The sequence below is a fragment of the Roseibium sp. AS2 genome (genome assembly GCF_038900065.1).
Classification (GTDB): domain Bacteria; phylum Pseudomonadota; class Alphaproteobacteria; order Rhizobiales; family Stappiaceae; genus Roseibium.
Genome location: NZ_JBBMQN010000003.1, coordinates 469,279 through 485,997, shown reverse-complemented (window position 1 = coordinate 485,997; position 16,719 = coordinate 469,279). Strand labels below are relative to the sequence as shown.

General features: G+C 61.8%; 14 protein-coding genes and 1 pseudogene. 14 read left to right on the top strand and 1 reads right to left on the bottom strand.

The genetic code is table 11. The features are described 5' to 3' along the window. Positions 1-85: 85 nt before the first annotated feature. The 4 genes and pseudogenes from WNZ15_RS11165 (at position 86) to WNZ15_RS11150 (ending at position 5,181) form a co-directional block, all read left to right on the top strand. Positions 86-1,090, top strand: coding sequence for an NAD(P)H-quinone oxidoreductase (locus tag WNZ15_RS11165; RefSeq protein ID WP_342893046.1), 1,005 nt, complete (start codon positions 86-88; stop codon positions 1,088-1,090). 154 nt (positions 1,091-1,244) lie between these two features. Beyond that, positions 1,245-1,928 (top strand): annotated as a pseudogene (locus WNZ15_RS11160) (cell cycle transcriptional regulator TrcR); the annotation flags it as partial. 409 nt (positions 1,929-2,337) lie between these two features. Next, a complete protein-coding gene (locus tag WNZ15_RS11155; RefSeq protein ID WP_342893045.1) occupies positions 2,338-3,294 on the top strand; it encodes a TAXI family TRAP transporter solute-binding subunit in 957 nt (318 codons plus the stop codon). A 93-nt stretch (positions 3,295-3,387) separates the two neighbouring features. Continuing rightward, a complete protein-coding gene (locus WNZ15_RS11150; RefSeq protein WP_342893044.1) occupies positions 3,388-5,181 on the top strand; it encodes a TRAP transporter fused permease subunit in 1,794 nt (597 codons plus the stop codon). Positions 5,182-5,240: 59 nt separating this feature from the next. Here WNZ15_RS11150 and WNZ15_RS11145 read toward each other — a convergent pair whose 3' ends face one another. Then, positions 5,241-5,717 carry an Lrp/AsnC family transcriptional regulator gene (locus WNZ15_RS11145; protein ID WP_342893043.1) on the bottom strand — a complete coding sequence of 159 codons (477 nt, stop codon included), beginning with the start codon at positions 5,715-5,717 and terminating at the stop codon, positions 5,241-5,243. Between the two features lie 88 nt (positions 5,718-5,805). Between WNZ15_RS11145 and WNZ15_RS11140 the strand changes: the two genes are divergently transcribed. From WNZ15_RS11140 to WNZ15_RS11095, 10 genes are all read left to right on the top strand, one after another. Further along, the gene (locus tag WNZ15_RS11140) at positions 5,806-7,311 is read left to right on the top strand and encodes an aminotransferase class V-fold PLP-dependent enzyme (RefSeq protein ID WP_342893042.1); all 1,506 of its coding nucleotides are present in this window, start codon (positions 5,806-5,808) and stop codon (positions 7,309-7,311) included. Beyond that, positions 7,250-8,626: an MFS transporter gene (locus WNZ15_RS11135; RefSeq protein WP_342893041.1), complete on the top strand. Its 1,377-nt coding sequence runs from the start codon at positions 7,250-7,252 to the stop codon at positions 8,624-8,626. Before WNZ15_RS11140 ends, WNZ15_RS11135 begins: the two co-directional genes overlap by 62 nt. Positions 8,627-8,661: 35 nt before the next feature. Next, complete coding sequence (locus tag WNZ15_RS11130; RefSeq protein WP_342893040.1) at positions 8,662-10,149, top strand: NAD(P)/FAD-dependent oxidoreductase; 1,488 nt, start codon at positions 8,662-8,664, stop codon at positions 10,147-10,149. Beyond that, a complete protein-coding gene (locus WNZ15_RS11125) occupies positions 10,146-10,643 on the top strand; it encodes a hypothetical protein (protein WP_342893039.1) in 498 nt (165 codons plus the stop codon). The genes WNZ15_RS11130 and WNZ15_RS11125 overlap by 4 nt, the downstream gene beginning before the upstream one ends. Continuing rightward, the gene (locus WNZ15_RS11120; RefSeq protein ID WP_342893038.1) at positions 10,640-11,224 is read left to right on the top strand and encodes a peroxidase-related enzyme; all 585 of its coding nucleotides are present in this window, start codon (positions 10,640-10,642) and stop codon (positions 11,222-11,224) included. The genes WNZ15_RS11125 and WNZ15_RS11120 overlap by 4 nt, the downstream gene beginning before the upstream one ends. Before the next feature lie 14 nt (positions 11,225-11,238). Then, positions 11,239-12,333, top strand: coding sequence for an NAD/NADP octopine/nopaline dehydrogenase family protein (locus tag WNZ15_RS11115; protein WP_342893201.1), 1,095 nt, complete (start codon positions 11,239-11,241; stop codon positions 12,331-12,333). Positions 12,334-12,409: 76 nt separating this feature from the next. Then, positions 12,410-13,516: an extracellular solute-binding protein gene (locus WNZ15_RS11110; RefSeq protein ID WP_342893037.1), complete on the top strand. Its 1,107-nt coding sequence runs from the start codon at positions 12,410-12,412 to the stop codon at positions 13,514-13,516. 274 nt (positions 13,517-13,790) lie between these two features. Then, positions 13,791-14,798, top strand: a complete 1,008-nt coding sequence (locus WNZ15_RS11105) for an ABC transporter permease (RefSeq protein WP_342893036.1) — start codon at positions 13,791-13,793, stop codon at positions 14,796-14,798. Continuing rightward, entirely contained in the window at positions 14,795-15,589 is a 795-nt protein-coding gene (locus WNZ15_RS11100) for an ABC transporter permease (protein ID WP_342893035.1), read from the top strand. Before WNZ15_RS11105 ends, WNZ15_RS11100 begins: the two co-directional genes overlap by 4 nt. Continuing rightward, complete coding sequence (locus tag WNZ15_RS11095; RefSeq protein ID WP_342893034.1) at positions 15,586-16,692, top strand: ABC transporter ATP-binding protein; 1,107 nt, start codon at positions 15,586-15,588, stop codon at positions 16,690-16,692. Before WNZ15_RS11100 ends, WNZ15_RS11095 begins: the two co-directional genes overlap by 4 nt. Positions 16,693-16,719: the final 27 nt, after the last annotated feature.

Below are 16,719 nucleotides of genomic sequence, written 5' to 3'. Positions count from 1 at the left end.
CGGCACACACGCCGGGGCCGGTTTACCTTAAGCCAGGCACAGTTGACCTAGCCAGTCCCAAAATGAACCACGAAGGAAGGTTCCCATGCAGAAACTGCCGGACAGCATGACGGTTGTCGCCATCCAGGAACCCGGTGGCCCGGATGTTCTGCGCATGGAGGAACGGCCCGTTCCCGAACCGGGACCGGGCGAGATCCTGATCCGTGTCGCGGCGGCGGGCGTGAACCGGCCGGATGTGCTGCAGCGCAAGGGCGCCTACCCGCCGCCCGCCGGCGCCTCGGATCTGCCAGGCCTGGAGGTGTCCGGAGAGGTGGTGGCGCGCGGGGAGGGCGCCGGACGGCATGAAATCGGCGCCAGGGTCACCGCCCTGGCTCCCGGTGGCGGATATGCGGCCTATTGCAAGGTCCCGGAAGGACATGCCCTGCCTGTACCGGAGGGCCTGACCATGGTGGAGGCCGCCGCGCTGCCGGAAACCTTCTTCACCGTCTGGTCCAATGTCTTCGACAGGTGCGGACTTGCGACAGGCGAACGCTTCCTCGTTCATGGCGGCACGTCCGGAATTGGCACAACGGCCATCCAGCTCGCCAAGGCTTTCGAGGCCGAGGTCTTCACCACGGTCGGCTCCGGGGAAAAGGCGGACGCCGCGCGCAAGCTTGGCGCGGACCATGTGATCAACTACAAAGAGCAGGCCTTCGAGAAGGCCATTCTGGAGATCTCCGGCGGCGAGGGCGTCAACGTGATCCTGGACATGGTGGGCGGTGAGTACGTGGAGCGCAACTGGAAAGCGGCGGCCGTGGAAGGACGCATCTGCCAGATCGCGACGCTGAACGGCGTGTCGGAGAGCGTGAACTTTTCCCGTCTCATGGTGAAGCGGCTGACCCATACCGGATCGACATTGCGGCCGCGCAGTGATTCCTTCAAATCGGCGATTGCCGACACCCTGCTGGAGAGGGTCTGGCCGCTGATCGGGCCCGGCCGGATCGGGCCCGTGATGGATTCGGTGTTTCCGCTGGGGCAAGCGGCGGAGGCGCACAGACGCATGGAAAGCTCTGGCCACATTGGCAAAATCGTCCTGACCGTTGAGGACTGAATGCGGGGGCGATCGTGGCGGTGCGCAGGTGCGGTGTTCCCGATTGCGTTTCAACCCGAATTCTCCTATATTCCCGCCACTTCCCAGGAAACCTAGTTAGGACACCGCTTTTTTGCCCCGCCGGGCGAGGGAGCAGACGAGAGGAATTTATCCGATGGCGAACACGCCGCTGATGCCGAAGGCAACCGCCGTCTGGCTCGTGGACAACACCGCGCTGAGCTTCACGCAGATCGCATCCTTCTGCAGGCTGCACCCGCTTGAGGTCAAGGCGATTGCCGACGGCGAAGCCGCTCAGGGGATCAAGGGCCTGGACCCGATCCTGACCGGTCAGCTCACGCGCGAAGAAGTCGAGAATGCTCAGAAAGATCCCAACTATCAGCTGAAGCTGCAGGGATCCAAGGTGGTCGTGCCCGAAACCAAGCGCAAGGGCCCCAGGTACACGCCGGTGTCCCGCCGCCAGGACCGCCCGAACGCCATCTTGTGGCTGGTCCGCAATCATCCCGAACTCAAGGACGCGCAGATCATGCGTCTCGTCGGCACCACGAAGCCGACCATCGGGGCGATTCGCGACCGGACGCACTGGAACTCGGCGAACCTCACGCCGTCCGATCCGGTTACCCTTGGCCTGTGCAGCCAGCTTGAACTGGATATCGAAGTCGAAAAGGGTGCCAAGAACGCGCCGCAGGCGGTCGTCGGCGGTCCTGTCGAGACGTTGATGCCGGTTGAGGACAGCACCAGCGACGATGCAATTGCCGCGGCCTTCTCGTTTGATACGAGCAAGCCGATCAAGCGCGAGGAAGAAGAGGAAATCGACGCGGAAGCGGTCTTCGCAAACATCGGCCTGCCGAAAAACGTGAGTGTCGAGGCGGAGGAAGCTGCCGACGCCGAAGTCACGTTTGACGCCCCCGTTGATGCTCCCGTTGAAGACCCGGCTGAGGCGGAGACGGCATCCGGTGAAGGTGTCGACGCCGACGACGTGATCGAGGCTGTCGAAGCCGTGGAATCGGGTGAAGTGCTCGAAGCTGACGGCGATGTTGAAGCCGGCGACGCGTCTGAAGCGGACGAAGCCACGGACCCCGTGGAAAAATAAGCGTTCGATCGCTCGCCTGACGAATTGCCCGACCGCCGGCTGGCCACAGCCGGCGGTTTTGCGTTGCGCGTCCCGGAAATCCTGTTCGGGAGACGAATACGCGTTGTCAGGTCGCGGCGGACGACATAGTCTTCCGGCCTTTTCTGGGAGTATAAAAATGTCGAACAAACTGACAAGGCTGGGCTTGACCCTGGCGCTCGCCCTCGGTGTCACACAGGCACAGGCCGAAACGCGCATTACCTACAAATCCGCGAAATCCACCTCATCCTACTACCAGATGGGTGTTCAGATCGCAGAGGCGGTGAAGGCCGGCAGCGACGGCGGGATCATCGTGACCGTCGAGGAAAGCCAGGGCTCCGTCCAGAACGTGATGGAAGCCCGCGTGCGGGGCGGCGACTATGTCTTCACCACGCCGCCGGTGCTCGTCGCCCTGGCCCAGGGTGGCAAGGCGATGTTCGAAGGCAAGGGCGATCCGAAATTCGACGAAATCCGTGCTCTGTTTCCGATCCCGTCGCTGACCATGCATTTCGTGATGTCGGCCAAGAGCGGCGTGACCGACTTCGCCGATCTTGAAGGCAAGACCCTGTTGCTCGGCAAGGGGTCGTTCGGTGCCAATGAAGGCGCGAAATACCTCAAGTTGTTCGGCCTTGACGGCAAGGTCGATCTTGCCGAAGTGGAACTTTCGAACGCCGTCGCAGCCTTGAAAAACGGTCAGATCGACGGTTTCGTGACCGCCGGTTCGTGGCCGGCGCCGAATGTCATCGAGGCGGCGGCTTCCTCCGACGTCCAGGTGCTGTCGCTGAACGATGACCAGATTGCACAGACGAAACGCGCGAAACTGGTGATTCCGGCAGGCACATACGCGGGTCAGGAAGAGGACATCGTGACCACGTCGCTTCCGGTCGCCGCCTTCACGACCACGGCGATGGACGACGACACCGCCTATGCTCTGACCAAGACCTTCTGGGACGAGAAGGCCGCTATGGGGGCCGACGCGCCGTGGTGGAACGGTGTCGACGAGGCGCTGATGGCAAACATCACCGGCAAGCTGCATCCGGGAGCGGTCCGCTATTACACCGAAGCGGGTTTTGACCTGACCGACGCGCAGAAGTAAACGCCGCAGCGGTCGATACCGGTCGGCGCCGGCCCCCGTCAGAGGGGCCGGCGCCGGTCCCTTTTCATTCAAATACCGTCACACGAGCACTCCATGATTTCCAGCGAACAGGCCGCCACGCCGCCATGGCGCGCGGCGATGCTCCTTTTGGCCATCGCGCTCGTCGCCTTTCACCTCGGACTGATCTTTTCGGGTCTCGTTCCCAATCTGGTCAGCCGTCCGGTGCATCTTGCGCTCGCGCTGCCCTGGATCTTCCTGTTCGCAGGCGGTGGCGGTCTTCAAAGGGCAAGCGGCGTGGTGTTTTGCTGCGCGGGCATCGCGGCCTGCCTCTGGGTCGCCGTCAACCAGTCGGCCCTGTCCGATCAGTACGGATTTCTGGAAGGCAGCTTCCAGCGGGTGGTTGCGGTCGTCCTGCTGGTGACCGTTCTGGAAGGTGCCCGGCGGGCCATCGGCTGGCCGCTGCCGATCGTTGCCGCGCTTTCACTGGCCTACGGCCTTCTGGGCCAGCACATACCGGGCGAGTTCGGCCATTCCGGAACGCCGGTCGCAAGCTTTCTGGGAACGCTGACCATCGCGGAAGGCGGCATCTGGGGCAGTCTGACCGGGGTTTCGGTCAATGTGGTCGCGATCTTCGTGATCTTCGGGGCGGTCCTGAATGCGGGTGAGGCCGGGCAGGGGTTCATGAATGTTGCCGCTGCCGCGGCCGGCCGGTTGAAGGGCGGTGCCGCCAAGGTCTCCGTGCTGTCCTCGGCGCTGTTCGGATCGATTTCCGGGTCGGCGTCCGCCAATGTGGCGTCCACCGGGGCGATCACCCTGCCGGCGATGACCCGGCTCGGCTATCCAAAGAGGCTGGCCGGGGCGGTTGAGGCCGTGGCCTCATCAGGCGGGCAAATCATGCCACCGCTGATGGGCGCGGGCGCGTTTGTCATGGTCGAGCTGACACGGGTTCCCTACACACAGATCATGGCGGCCGCGCTGCTTCCCGCCGTCCTGTATTTCTTTGCCGTCTGGGTCGGGATCAATGCCTATGCGCGCCGCTACGACCTTGCCTCGATCGCCCGCGAGGACCGGCCGCAGATGAAGCAGGTCGCCATCACGTCCGCTTTTTTCCTGGTGCCGTTTCTGGTCCTGCTCTATGGCATGTTCGTCGTGCGTTACACGCCGCAATACGCGGCCTGCCTCGCCATTCTGGCCGGGTTCGTGCTGCTGTTCTTCAACGCGAAAGGCACGTTCGATCCCGCCGAGATCCTGCGCCGGATGGAAGGCGCATTCCTGACCGCAGCGCGTCAGGTCTCCGTCATCGCCGCGATCATTGTCTGTGCCTCGATCATCATCGGCGTTCTCGCGATCACGGGCCTGGGCGTGAAGATCACGTCGCTGATCCTGTCGGGGTCGGGCGGGTATCTGTGGCCGTCGCTGTTCCTGACCGCGCTGGCCTGTCTGTTTCTGGGCATGGAAGTGCCGACGACCGCCGCGTATGTCATTTGTGTCTCCGTTGCCGGTCCCGCATTGATGCAGCAGGGGCTGGAGCCGTTGCAGGCGCATCTGTTCGTGTTCTGGTTCGCCCTGATCTCCACCATCACGCCGCCGGTGTGCGGCGCCGTCTTCATCGCCGCAGGCATGGTCGGCGAGAACTGGCTCAAGGTCGCGGGAACGGCAATGGCACTTGGCGTCGGCCTCTATGTCATTCCGCTGGCCATGATCGCCAATCCGTCTGTCATCGGGTTGGCGTCCTCGCCGGTCGCTGCGGTCGGGTCCGCAGTCAAGATCGGTGCTGGTCTCGGTCTCGTCTCCTTCGGCATCATCGGCTTCAGGAAGCCCTGGAAACGGCTCCTGTCCGTCGGGGTTGGTCTGGCCGTAATGTTCCTGGGTGGCACGCTTATTTAGGCTGGAGCGAAGCTGCCGGGAGCCCTGCTTGAAAGCGACATGCTGCCGATCCTCGGACCCTACGGCGCGTCCGTTCGGCAAACCGGAAACGGACGCTGTTCCGCGATCGCTTCCATGGCGAAGTAGGAGGTGACATTTTCCAGTTCAACCTGTGAAATAAGGTGCTGGTAGATCGCGTCATAGCTGGTCATGTCGCGTGTCACGACCTTGATAAGGTAGTCGTAGTCCCCGCCGATCCGGTAGAAATCGACGACGTTGGGGATCGAGGAGACATGCTCTCGGAACGTTGCCAGCCAGCTCGAGGAGTGATGCCGCGTCCGGATCATCATGATGACCACAAGCCCGGCCCCCAGTTTCTCCCGGTTCAACAGGACTGTCTGGTTGCGGATCGCGCCGGCGGTTTCCAGCGCCTTGAGGCGCCGCCAGCAAGCGTTCTGGGACAGGCCGACCCGGTTTGCCAGTTCCCGTTGCGACTGGGCCGCGTCCCGTTGCAGTTCCTCAAGAATCCGGCAATCGATTTGATCTAGTTTAATCATGTTTGTTCGATTCAATGACCCAATATGAAAGCGATATTGCTAAAAATATGTGATGAATTCATTCATTCCGAATGTCAAGATTGCATTCATGAACGAAATTTTACACACCCCGGAAACAAGGTCCGCCATCCTGCACCGAGAGGATGTCCTGGATGGGTTTCGGCGCACGCTTTGTGACCCGAACCTCATCGAGTCGCTTCGGGAAGGCCTGATTGGGGACAATGCCCTCGTCCCAGGTCTCGGTGGTCCGAAGAAACTCGTCTACGCGGATTATGTCGCCTCTGGCCGTGCTCTGGGCCAGGTTGAGGACTTCATTCGCGACAGGGTGCTTCCCTACTATGCCAACAGCCATACGCAGGCTTCCTTTTGCGGCGCGTTTGTCACGCAATTGAGGGCTGGGATTCGGGCGGAAATCGCGCGCATCACCGGGGCAGGCGAGGGCTATTCCGTCGTCTTCACGGGGGCTGGATCAACCGCTGGGCTGAACCGGATCGTCATGCTCCTGGACATTCCGAAGATCGTTGCGTCCGGCAAGCGCGCCGTGGTTCTGATCGGCCCCTATGAACATCACTCCAACCTGTTGCCCTGGCGCGAAAGCGGGGCAGAGGTGGTCGAAGTTCCGGAGGGTCCCGGTGGCGGTGTGGATCTGGAGGCTCTTGAAATCCGTTTGCGCGAGAATGTCGGCTCCGAACTCATTGTCGGTGCGTTCGGGGCCGCCTCAAACGTTACCGGAATACTGACCGACGACCTTGCTGTCACCCGTTTGCTGAAGGCACACGGGGCTCTGGCGGTCTGGGACTATGGCTGTGCGGCCCCCTATGTGCCGATGCGCATGGAGGCGGGCTCGGATGCCGCCAAAGACGCGATCGTGTTCTCGCCGCACAAGTTTCCGGGCGGTCCGGGCGGGTCCGGCGTGATGATCATTCGCGATGCAATCGCGCGGCGCCTGACACCGACTCTGCCGGGCGGCGGTACCGTGTCCTTCGTGTCTCCCTGGGACCACATCTACTCCACCAGCCTGGTGCACCGCGAGGAAGGCGGTACGCCAAATGTTCTGGGAGACATCCGGGCGGGCCTTGCCCTGATGGTCAAGGATGCGATCGACCCGGCGTGGCTGGCCGAACGTCAGCAAGAAATGCGCGTGCGTGCGTTGTCCGTCTGGCGCAACAATCCGCATCTCGACCTGCTTGGCCATCAGAATGCGAAGGCCTTGCCCATTTTTTCTTTCCAGGTGCGCGATGCGAACGGGGAGCTGGTGCATCATCAGTTGTTCACGCGGATGCTTTCAGATGTTTACGGGATCCAGGCGCGCGGCGGATGCGCCTGCGCCGGGTCCTATGCCCATGCGCTCCTCGACATCGACCTGGAGGCCTCCGTCGCAATCAGGGCGTCCCTGGATGCGGGTGAAGAGATTGAAAAGCCGGGATGGGTCCGGTTAAACTTGTCGCCGTTGATGTGCGATGAAAAAGTCGATTTCGTCATTGCATCGGTGGATCGGCTGGCCCGGGAACAGGCAGCGTTCTCCAAATACTATGTGGCCGACATCTCAAACGGCCGGTTTTCCGCGACGCTGCTTGAAAAGGCCGGGCCCTGACATGCTGAACCCGCTCCGTCACACCACTTTCCGCTTCCTCTTCGCATCACAGGTCTTGTCTCTTACGGGCGTGGGACTGATGACGGCGGGATTGTCGCTGGCGGCGTGGCAGATCGGCGGAGCGAGTCATGCCGGACCGATACTCGGGCTGATCTTCGCCCTCAAGATGATTGCCTATGTCGGCTTTTCGCCCCTGGCTCAGGCCGCGCTGGCGCGGCTGCCGCGAGTGCGCGCCCTGATCGGTCTGGACGCCGCCCGGCTCTTGTTCATGGTGCCACTGGCCTTCGTGTCGTCCTGGTGGACGATCGCGGTGCTGGCTTTTCTGTTCTTCGCGGTTTCCTCCGCCTTCACGCCGCTTTTTCAGGCCCTGATTCCCTCTGTTCTGCCGGACAAGGAAACCTATTCGGAGGCGCTTTCCCTCTCCCGGATTGCCTATACGCTGGAGAGTATTCTGACGCCCATACTGGTTGGAGCGGCGCTGATGTTCATGCACACGGAATACCTGTTCGTCCTTGCGGCGATGGGTTTCGCCGGATCCGCGCTCTGTCTGCTGCTGTCTCGCCGCGGTGGCCATGACGTGCATGCCCAGAACCAGGACCCGTTCCTGACGCGGGCGGTGCGCGGTCTTTGGATCTATGCCGGGACGCCGCGGCTGCGCGGCCTGTTCGTCATGAATTTCGGATTGTCCCTGGTCATGGCCTGGATACTGGTCAACACCATCGTCTATGCCGGCACCCGGTTCGAAAATGCCGAGCAGGTCTTCCCCTGGCTGATGGGAGGCTATGGCGTTGGCGCCGCCCTGGCGGCCGTCGCGCTGCCGTCCCTGCTGCGCGCTTTTCCGGAGCGGCGGGTCATGGCGGCGGGAACCTTCACCTTTGCCATACTGTCGCCGCTTATCCTGCTGCAACCGTCCCTTCCCGGACTGGTGGTGCTCTGGGCGTCATTCGGGGCTGCCTGTACATTGACCCTGACCCCCGGCGGGCTGGTGCTGACGCGTTCGGCCTCAGATGCCGACCGGCCGGCCGTGTTCGCGGCACAGTTTTCCCTGTCTCATGCCGGCTGGCTTGTGGCCTATCCCCTCGCGGGCTGGCTGGGTGCGGTGTTTGCTCCCGCGACTGCCCTGGTCATGCTGGCGATCCTGGCCACACTGGTGACAATCGCCGGTCTGGCGGTGTGGCCGGCAAAGGATCCGGATCTGCGTGAACACAGCCACCCGAATCTTCCGCAGGATCATCCGCATATCGTGAGTTCTCACCGGGGCGTCCACGCCCATCCCTTTTATATCGACGAACTGCATCCGCGTTGGGATGCCTGAAAACCACGCCTTTCGGCGTATTGAAGGATTGATTGATGTCTGAATCGAGTTCCGCGTTTCCCCTGGACGGTGCCGGCCTCACGGTGCTGGAAGAACGCTTGCGGGAAAACCTGGAATACCTGTGCTGGCCGGGCAAGTCCTGGGTGCCACCGAAACAGGTGGACGGTGAGCGGGTGCAAGATGTGGTCGTCATCGGCGGCGGAATGTGCGGAATGGTGGCATGGCTGGCGCTGCGCACCGGTGGTGTGGCCAACATACGGATTCTGGACCGCAATCCGGAAGGGTTCGAGGGCCCCTGGCTGAACTATGCCCGGATGGAAACGCTGCGTTCGCCCAAGACACTTACAGGCCCGGCCTTCGGCCACGGCATGCTCACCTTCCAAGCCTGGTACAGGGCGCAATTCGGTACGGCGGCCTGGGACACTCTGGACAAGGCGCCGCGTCCCATGTGGATGGACTACCTCAAATGGTACCGGAAAGCCCTCCGTATTCCTGTTGAAAACGGGATTGCCCTGAACCGCGTGGAACCGGAAGGGGACCTGCTGCGCCTTCACCTGGGCGGTGCCGAGACGGCCTCGATCCTGACCCGCAAGCTCGTCATGGCGACGGGCCGGGACGGCACCGGCGTTCCGAACATCCCGGTGTTCATGGACGGGATCTCCCGGGGGCTGTGGGCCCACAGCGCCGACGAGATCGATTTTCCGGCACTCAAGGGAAAAAAGGTGGCGGTGATCGGTGTCGGCGCATCGGCCGTGGACAATGCCGCCGAGGCTCTCGAGCATGGCGCCGCAGAGGTGCGTCACCTGGTTCGCCGCAAGGAGATGCCTACCATCAACAAAATGATGGGCATCGGCAGCTTCGGGTTCACGGCCGGCTATGGCGCCATGCCGGACGAATGGCGCTGGCGCTTCATGAATTACTCCTTCGTCACCCAGACGCCTCCTCCGCACGGGTCAACCTTGCGGGTTTCCCGCCACGAGAACGCGCATTTCCATTTCGACTTGCCGGTGCGCAAGGTGGAGGAAGAAGGCGGTGGCCTGAAGCTGAGTCTCGGCAAGAATTCCGTCTACCATGCGGATTATCTGATCCTCGGGACCGGGTTTTGCGTCGATCCCATGGCACGCGCCGAATTCGGTCCCGCAGCCGGCGAAATCGCGCTTTGGCGCGATGTCTATCAGCCCCCTCCCGGGGAAGAAAACCGGGATCTGGGAATGTTCCCCTATCTGAACCCGGACTTCACCTTCCAGGAAAAGAAACCGGGCAATGCGCCCTGGCTGTCCGGCGTCTACTGCTTCAACTACGGTGCGACGGCGAGCCTCGGCAAGGTGTCCGGTGACATTCCGGGCATATCGGAAGGAGCCGCCTGGCTGGCCAAAACCATCGCCGCCGAACTCTATCGCGAGGATATCGGCGCGCACTGGCAGGCATTTCAGGACTATGACACTCCGGAACTGACCGGCGAGGAATGGACACCCGAGCCCTTGCCGCAACTCGAACCGGAAGCCGCAGAGGCCCTATCGTGAGCAGTGAGACATTGACGAAAAGCAGCATTCTGGAAGTGTCGGGCATACCGGCAGGCAGTCCGGTCGCGGAGGCCATCGACGGGCGCGCCAACATCATCGCCTTGTCCCAGACGACCGAGGACGCGGTGCTCAAACCGCTGGAGACGGGGGCATGGTCCCACGATATCCGCGCCGCGCTTGCCGCGCGTATCGCGGCATTGAATGGCGAGACCGCCCTGGTCGACCGCTATTGCTCGCTTATTGAAGATGCCAGCTTCGCCGATCTGGCGGATCCTCTTCGTTCCGGCAAAGCGCAGGGCCTCGAAACGATATGTGATTTCATGGACAAGGTGGCGGTGCAGACACGCGACGTCGACGCGCCCGACATCAAGTCGCTGCAAGAATCAGGCGTGTCGGACGCCGATATTGTCCGGCTCTGCGAAATCAACGCCTTCATGGCCTATCAGGTTCGTGTCCTGGCCGGCATCCGGCTGATGAAGGGGGCCCGGGCATGAGCGATGTCATCCGCAAATTCACCCGCTCCGTTCCCGACTGGCGGCCGAGGGTCGAACCGATCAAGCTGGAGGATGCGACACCGGAACAGCTGGATGCGCTTCAGGTGACACCCTCAAACACGAAAATCTCCGCCTATGTGCTGACACTGGCTCATGACGTGGAGACCCTGAAGGTGCGTTCGCCGCTGTTCAACGGCATCATGTACGACAAGGGTGGACTGTCCCGCGAGGAACGCGAGCTTGGTGCATTGGCGGCCTCGATGGTCAATCACTGCATCTATTGCGCGGCGGTTCACGCCAGCCGGCATGCTCAGATCGCCAAGGAGACGACCGTTACGGACGAGCTCTTTGCGAAGGGAACGAAAGCCGACCTTTCGCCGCGCAACCGGGCGATTTTCGATTTCGCCCATGCCCTGTCCCAGACGCCGTCCGAGGCGAGCCCGGAGCAGATGTCGGCGTTGCGGGAGGCGGGACTGGACGATGCGGAAATTCTCGACCTGATCCTGTCCGCCGCCCTGTTCGGCTGGGCCAACAGGCTCATGCATGTTCTCGGCGATCCCGTCCGGAAAGGCGGAACCTGATGGCAGACACGTCTTTGAAGGTGGGAATCGCCGGCGCGGGTTCCATCGCATTCGGTACGGCAGCGCTGCTGCACAAGATGGGGCATGCGTCCATGCTCTGGTCGCCGTCGGGCGCGGGAACCGCGGCGTTGCGCGCGGGCGGACCGCTCAAGGCGACAGGTGCCATCGAAGCGACGTTCACACCCGCCTTGGCCGGGGATGCCAAGGAGCTTGCGTCGGCAAACGACGTGATCGTGCTGGCCATCCCGGGCTACGGCCACAAAGCTGTCATGGACGCCCTGGTGCCGCATCTGCGCGATGGACAGGCCGTCATCATTTCCTCGCATGCCTCCTTCGGTGCGCTCTACCTCGCCGACAGGCTGCGGGCAAGAGGCGTCCATCTGCCGATTACCGCATGGGGCACCACGGTCGTGACGGGCCGCAAACAGGCGGGCGATCAGGTTCAGGTCAATACGGTGAGGTCCCTTGTCGACCTGTGTACGGTTCCGGCGGCGGAAAGTGACGCCGGCAAGGCCTTGTGCGAGCAGCTGTTCGGAGAGCGCTTCAATCTCCGCGACGGGCTGCTGGCGATCACGCTTTCCAACCTCAATCCTCAAAACCACATGGGCATCGCCCTGGCGAATGCCACACGGATGGAAAAGGGTGAAACCTGGGGCCAGGGAGACCACGTGACGCCGAACGTCGGGCGTCTTCTGGAAGCTCTGGACCGGGAACGGCTTGCCATCGCAGACAAGCTTGGCCTGTCCGTCAGGACCATCTTCGAGCACTTTCACCTGTCGTTTCACGTGCCGGTGGCGTCCATCAGCGAAATGAACCGGCAAATGCATGAAGAGGGCCGCGGGGGCATGGGCCCGTCGACGGCGGACAGCCGCTACGTGACCGAAGACGTTCCCTTCGGATTGGCGGTCACGGTCGCAATGGGTCGGATGGCGGGTTGTCCCGCGGTGCTGCACCAGGCGGGGGTTGAAATTTTTTCGGCCATGTACGGGCGAGACTTTTTTGGAGAGAATGACCTGCTTCCGGCCATCGGCCTGGAGCACATGAATCTGGACGACTTGTGTCAGGCGGCCTTGACCGGCCACCTGTCGGAAGCGGGCGAGCGGGCATAGTTCGTTTCGGCCATTAGAGGGGATCGGTCCACAAAATATAAAAGATCATCACGTGGACAAACAGTGGAGAAACTGCATGAAAAAGTTGATATTAAATCGTAGAGCATTCCTTGGTACAGCGGCTGCAACGGGAGCCACTCTGGCTTCTCCGGCCTATCTGCGCAGCTCCTATGCCGCAGGCGGGGAAGTGAATATCTGGACCTATGCCAACTTCGTTCCGGACGCGTTCAAGGAGCAGTTCGAGAGCGAAACCGGGATCAAGGTCAATGTTCGGCTGGTCGACGATCAGGGCAAGCAGTTCAACCTGCTGGCCGCGGAAGCCGACAATCCCACCGTCGACATCATGACGGTCGCCGGCCACCGGTTCCTTCAGTTCATCGACAGCGATCTTCTGGCGCCGATGGACCCGACCCGCCTGTCGAACTGGGGCAACATCAATCCGGTTTACTCGGAAAGCGACTGGTCGACGATTAACGGCAACAAGTGGGGCGCGCCGATCCTTTCGGGCATGGAAGTGTTCGCCTATAACACCGAACTGGTCTCGGCCGAGGAAGCGACCACCTGGGACACGCTTTTCTCTGAAAAATATGCCGGTCAGACGGCCTATGTCCTTCAGGACATGTTGTCCATCGTCATGCTGATGAAGGGCTACGACGGCAACATGGTCGCCTATCTGGACGATCCGGAAAAAGCCGCGGCGATCGTGGCCGAAGCCCGGGACTTCCTGATCGAGAAAAAGCCACTCGTGCGCAAATACTATGACGGCGGCGCCGAAGTGCAGCAGATGTTCGTCAACCAGGACATCGCTCTTGCCTGTGCCTGGAACGGTCCGATCGCGGCGCTCATGAACGACGGCTTCCCGGTCGCCATGTCCATTCCCAAGGAAGGCAGCTACGGTTTTGTCTATACCTACAACATCGCCAACAACGCTCCCAACCAGGACAACGCCTATACCTTCCTGAACGCCATTCTCGCATCGGGAGAGATTGGCGCGTCCATGAGCCGGGCGTCCGGTTTCATATCCACCTACAAGGACGCCTCCCAGCACCTTACGGATGCGGAAAAGGCTTCGACCAGCTTCCCGGAAGAAGAACTTGCGAACATGAAGTTCTTCCGTGCGGAAGCCAACAAGATGAAATACGAGCTTGTTGACCCGGCGGTGGAAGAGATCAAGGCTGCCTGATTGCCGGCAAACGGCTATCAGGTTGTCAACACACAAGTGCACCGTCCCGGTCATCTGATCGAGACTGTCCGGGGCGGGGTGCCGGCAGGACGGGCATCCGGAGGCGCGTTTCGCGTCCCCGGATGTCATCGCCGGCAGGCACCCCGGTGCCGTTGCGTTCAGCCTTCGAGGGGAAGGCGCCGCGCAATCGGTTACGGCAATTTTCGAAATCCGGATAAAATTGAAACAACCGTGGCACCGACCGGGTGCCGCAGTCTTGTTCGAAGGAAAAACGATGTCTGGAAAGGTTCAAACCAGCGCTGCGATACTGGCGGGAGAGCGCAGCGCCGGGGACCGGGCGGGTGAGCGGGGCGGGCGATCCTTCTGGGGAGCGGTAGCGGCCTCGCAGCTCTATCAAGCGTTCTCGAACGCGCTCCTGAGTTCGCCGCGGCGCCAGTTCGCCATACTGCTTGCGTTTCCCGTGCTCTGGGTCCTGACCCAGCATCTGGGTCCCATGCTGCAGATGTTCTACGTCAGTTTTGTCGATGCCTATCCGGTGTCGCGCGGCTATGAAAATGAGTTCACGCTCGACAACTACGGGCGCTTCTTCGGCAGCTCCATCTTCATCATGCCGTTTTTCCGGACGCTGGCCTTCGCCGCCACACTGACCCTGGCGACGCTTGTGCTGACCTATCCGGTTGCCTATTTTCTGGCCCGCCACGTCAAACGCTCGAACCAGATGGTCTTTCTGCTGCTGCTGCTGATTCCATTCTGGGTCGGCGAGATCGTGCGGACTTACGCGATCATGATCCTTCTGGGCAACAATGGCGCGGTGAACCTCGCTCTCAAGTGGCTGGGCCTGATCGACCGGCCGATTCCCTTCATGTATACGGGCTTTTCCCTGTCGGTCGGGATCATCTATCTCAGTGCGCTCTACATGCTGTTGCCGCTCTATTCGGCCCTCGAGAAGCTGCCGCGCAGCTACACGGAAGCCGCGGCCGACCTGGGTGCCGGACCCTGGACGCGCTTCTGGAAGGTGACGTTGCCGCTGTCGCTGGAGGGCGTGTCCTCCGGAGCGACGCTCGTCTTCCTGATCTCGACGGGATATTACGCCACGCCGGTTCTTCTGGGTGGCCCCTCGACGACGGTTTTTGCCGAAACCATTGCAGGCTTCTTCCATACGGCCGGCGACGAGTGGCCGACCGGTGCGGCCTTCGCGTGCCTGATGTTCGTGACGGCGCTGGCGATCAGCCTGGCCTTCGGGCGTTTGATGACCCGCTTGCAGAAGGGAGTGCGCAAATGACTCGTCATACACGTCTCGTGATGTCGATGATCTATTGGGCGTTCGTTCTTTACATCTTCATTCCCCTGATCCTCATGGTCACGATGGGATTCAAGGATTCCAAATTCATCGGCTTCCCGATCCGCTCCTGGACCCTGGACTGGTACCTTGAAGTGTTCGAGAACACGGAAGTCCTGTCGGCCTTCGGCTATTCCATGCTGATCGGCATCTCGTCGACGCTCGTTTCCCTGGCTGTCGGCGTGTGGATCGCCGTGCTTCTCAACGGACGCGGCTTCATCGGCAAGGGCCTCATTTACGGACTGACGCTGCTGCCGGCGCTCATTCCCGGCATCATTTCGGCGATTTCCTTCCGCATCTATGCGCAGCTTTGGGGCATTCCGCCGGGAACCGGCGCCATCATCTGGTGCCATGCGGTGCACAATGTTCCGTTCGTGGTGCTGATCGTCGCGGCCCGGCTGAGCACTCTGCCCAGGAGCCATCTCGACGCGGCCCAGGATCTCGGCGCCGATCCGATCATTGCCTTCATGCGGGTGACGTTGCCCTATCTGCGGCCGGCTCTCATCGGCGGCGGCGTGTTCTGCATGCTGATCAGTTTCGATGACTTCGTCCGGTCCTTCTTCCTGGGAGGTTACCAGCCGACACTTCCGGTGCTCATCTTCGCCAAGCTCCGCTCGGGCATGTCGCCGGAAATAAACGCAATAGCGACCGTGGTTCTGGTTCTGACGGGCCTCCTCGGCATCTGGGCCGAACGGACCACGCGCCGGATGAAACAAGGGAAATTACAATCATGAAAGACTCCCAAGAAAACGGTGCCGGGGAGATTGTTCGCCTGGAAGCGGTCAACAAGCGCTTTGGCGACACGGAGGCTCTGAAAAGCTTGACGATGACGATCAGGGAGGGCGAATTCGTCACCTTCCTGGGGCCGTCCGGCTGCGGCAAGTCGACCACCTTGAGGATTCTCGGGGGCTTCGAGACTCCCACCTCCGGACGGGTGATCGTCAACGGCGAAGACGTCACCAGGCTTCCGCCCAACCGGCGCAAGGTTAATATGGTGTTTCAGGATTATGCGCTGTTCCCGCATATGACGGTCCGCCGCAATATCTCCTTCGGCCTGGAACTGAAAGGGCTCAGCAAGGGGGACATCGTGCGGCGCTGCAACGAACTGATGGAGTTTCTCGAACTCTCGGCCCTTGCAGATCGTCTCCCCGACCAGCTTTCGGGCGGGCAGCGCCAGCGCGTGGCCCTTGCCCGGGCGCTGGCTCCCGACCCGGCGCTGCTGCTGCTTGACGAGCCGCTTGGCGCGCTGGACGCCAAGCTGCGCGGGCAGGTTCAGGCGGAGCTGAAGTCGATCCAGCGCCGGACGTCAAAGACCTTCTTTTTCGTGACCCACGACCAGGACGAAGCACTGACCATGTCGGACCGGATCGTGGTCATGAACAACGGGATGGTCGAACAGGACGGAACGCCGGAAGAATTGTATTTCCATCCCACATCGCGCTTTGTCGCCGAGTTCGTGGGAGAGACCAACCTGATCGAGGGGCGTGTCGACGCGGTCAGTGGTTCTGATGTCATGCTTGACTGGCAGGGCTTGAAGCTGGCGGGACGACCGCCCGTGACCGGTGGTTTGCAGCCCGGCAAGCAGGTCGCAGCCTCAATCCGTCTCGAAGGCCTCAAGCTGTCCCTCGAGAGGCCCGGGGACCTGCCCAACTCGATCGCAGTGCGGGTTGCGGGACGGACCTTCAAGGGCAGCCGGACCGAGCTGGACCTGCGTGCGGAAGACGCTCCCGATTTCGCCATGCGCGCCTATGTGGAAACGGCGCTGGCAACTGAACTGGGCGAAGCGCCGGTCTGGGCCAGCTGGTCGCAGGAAGCTATGGCAGTCCTGCGGGACTGATCCAATCTCGGTAAGTCGGGCCCATTT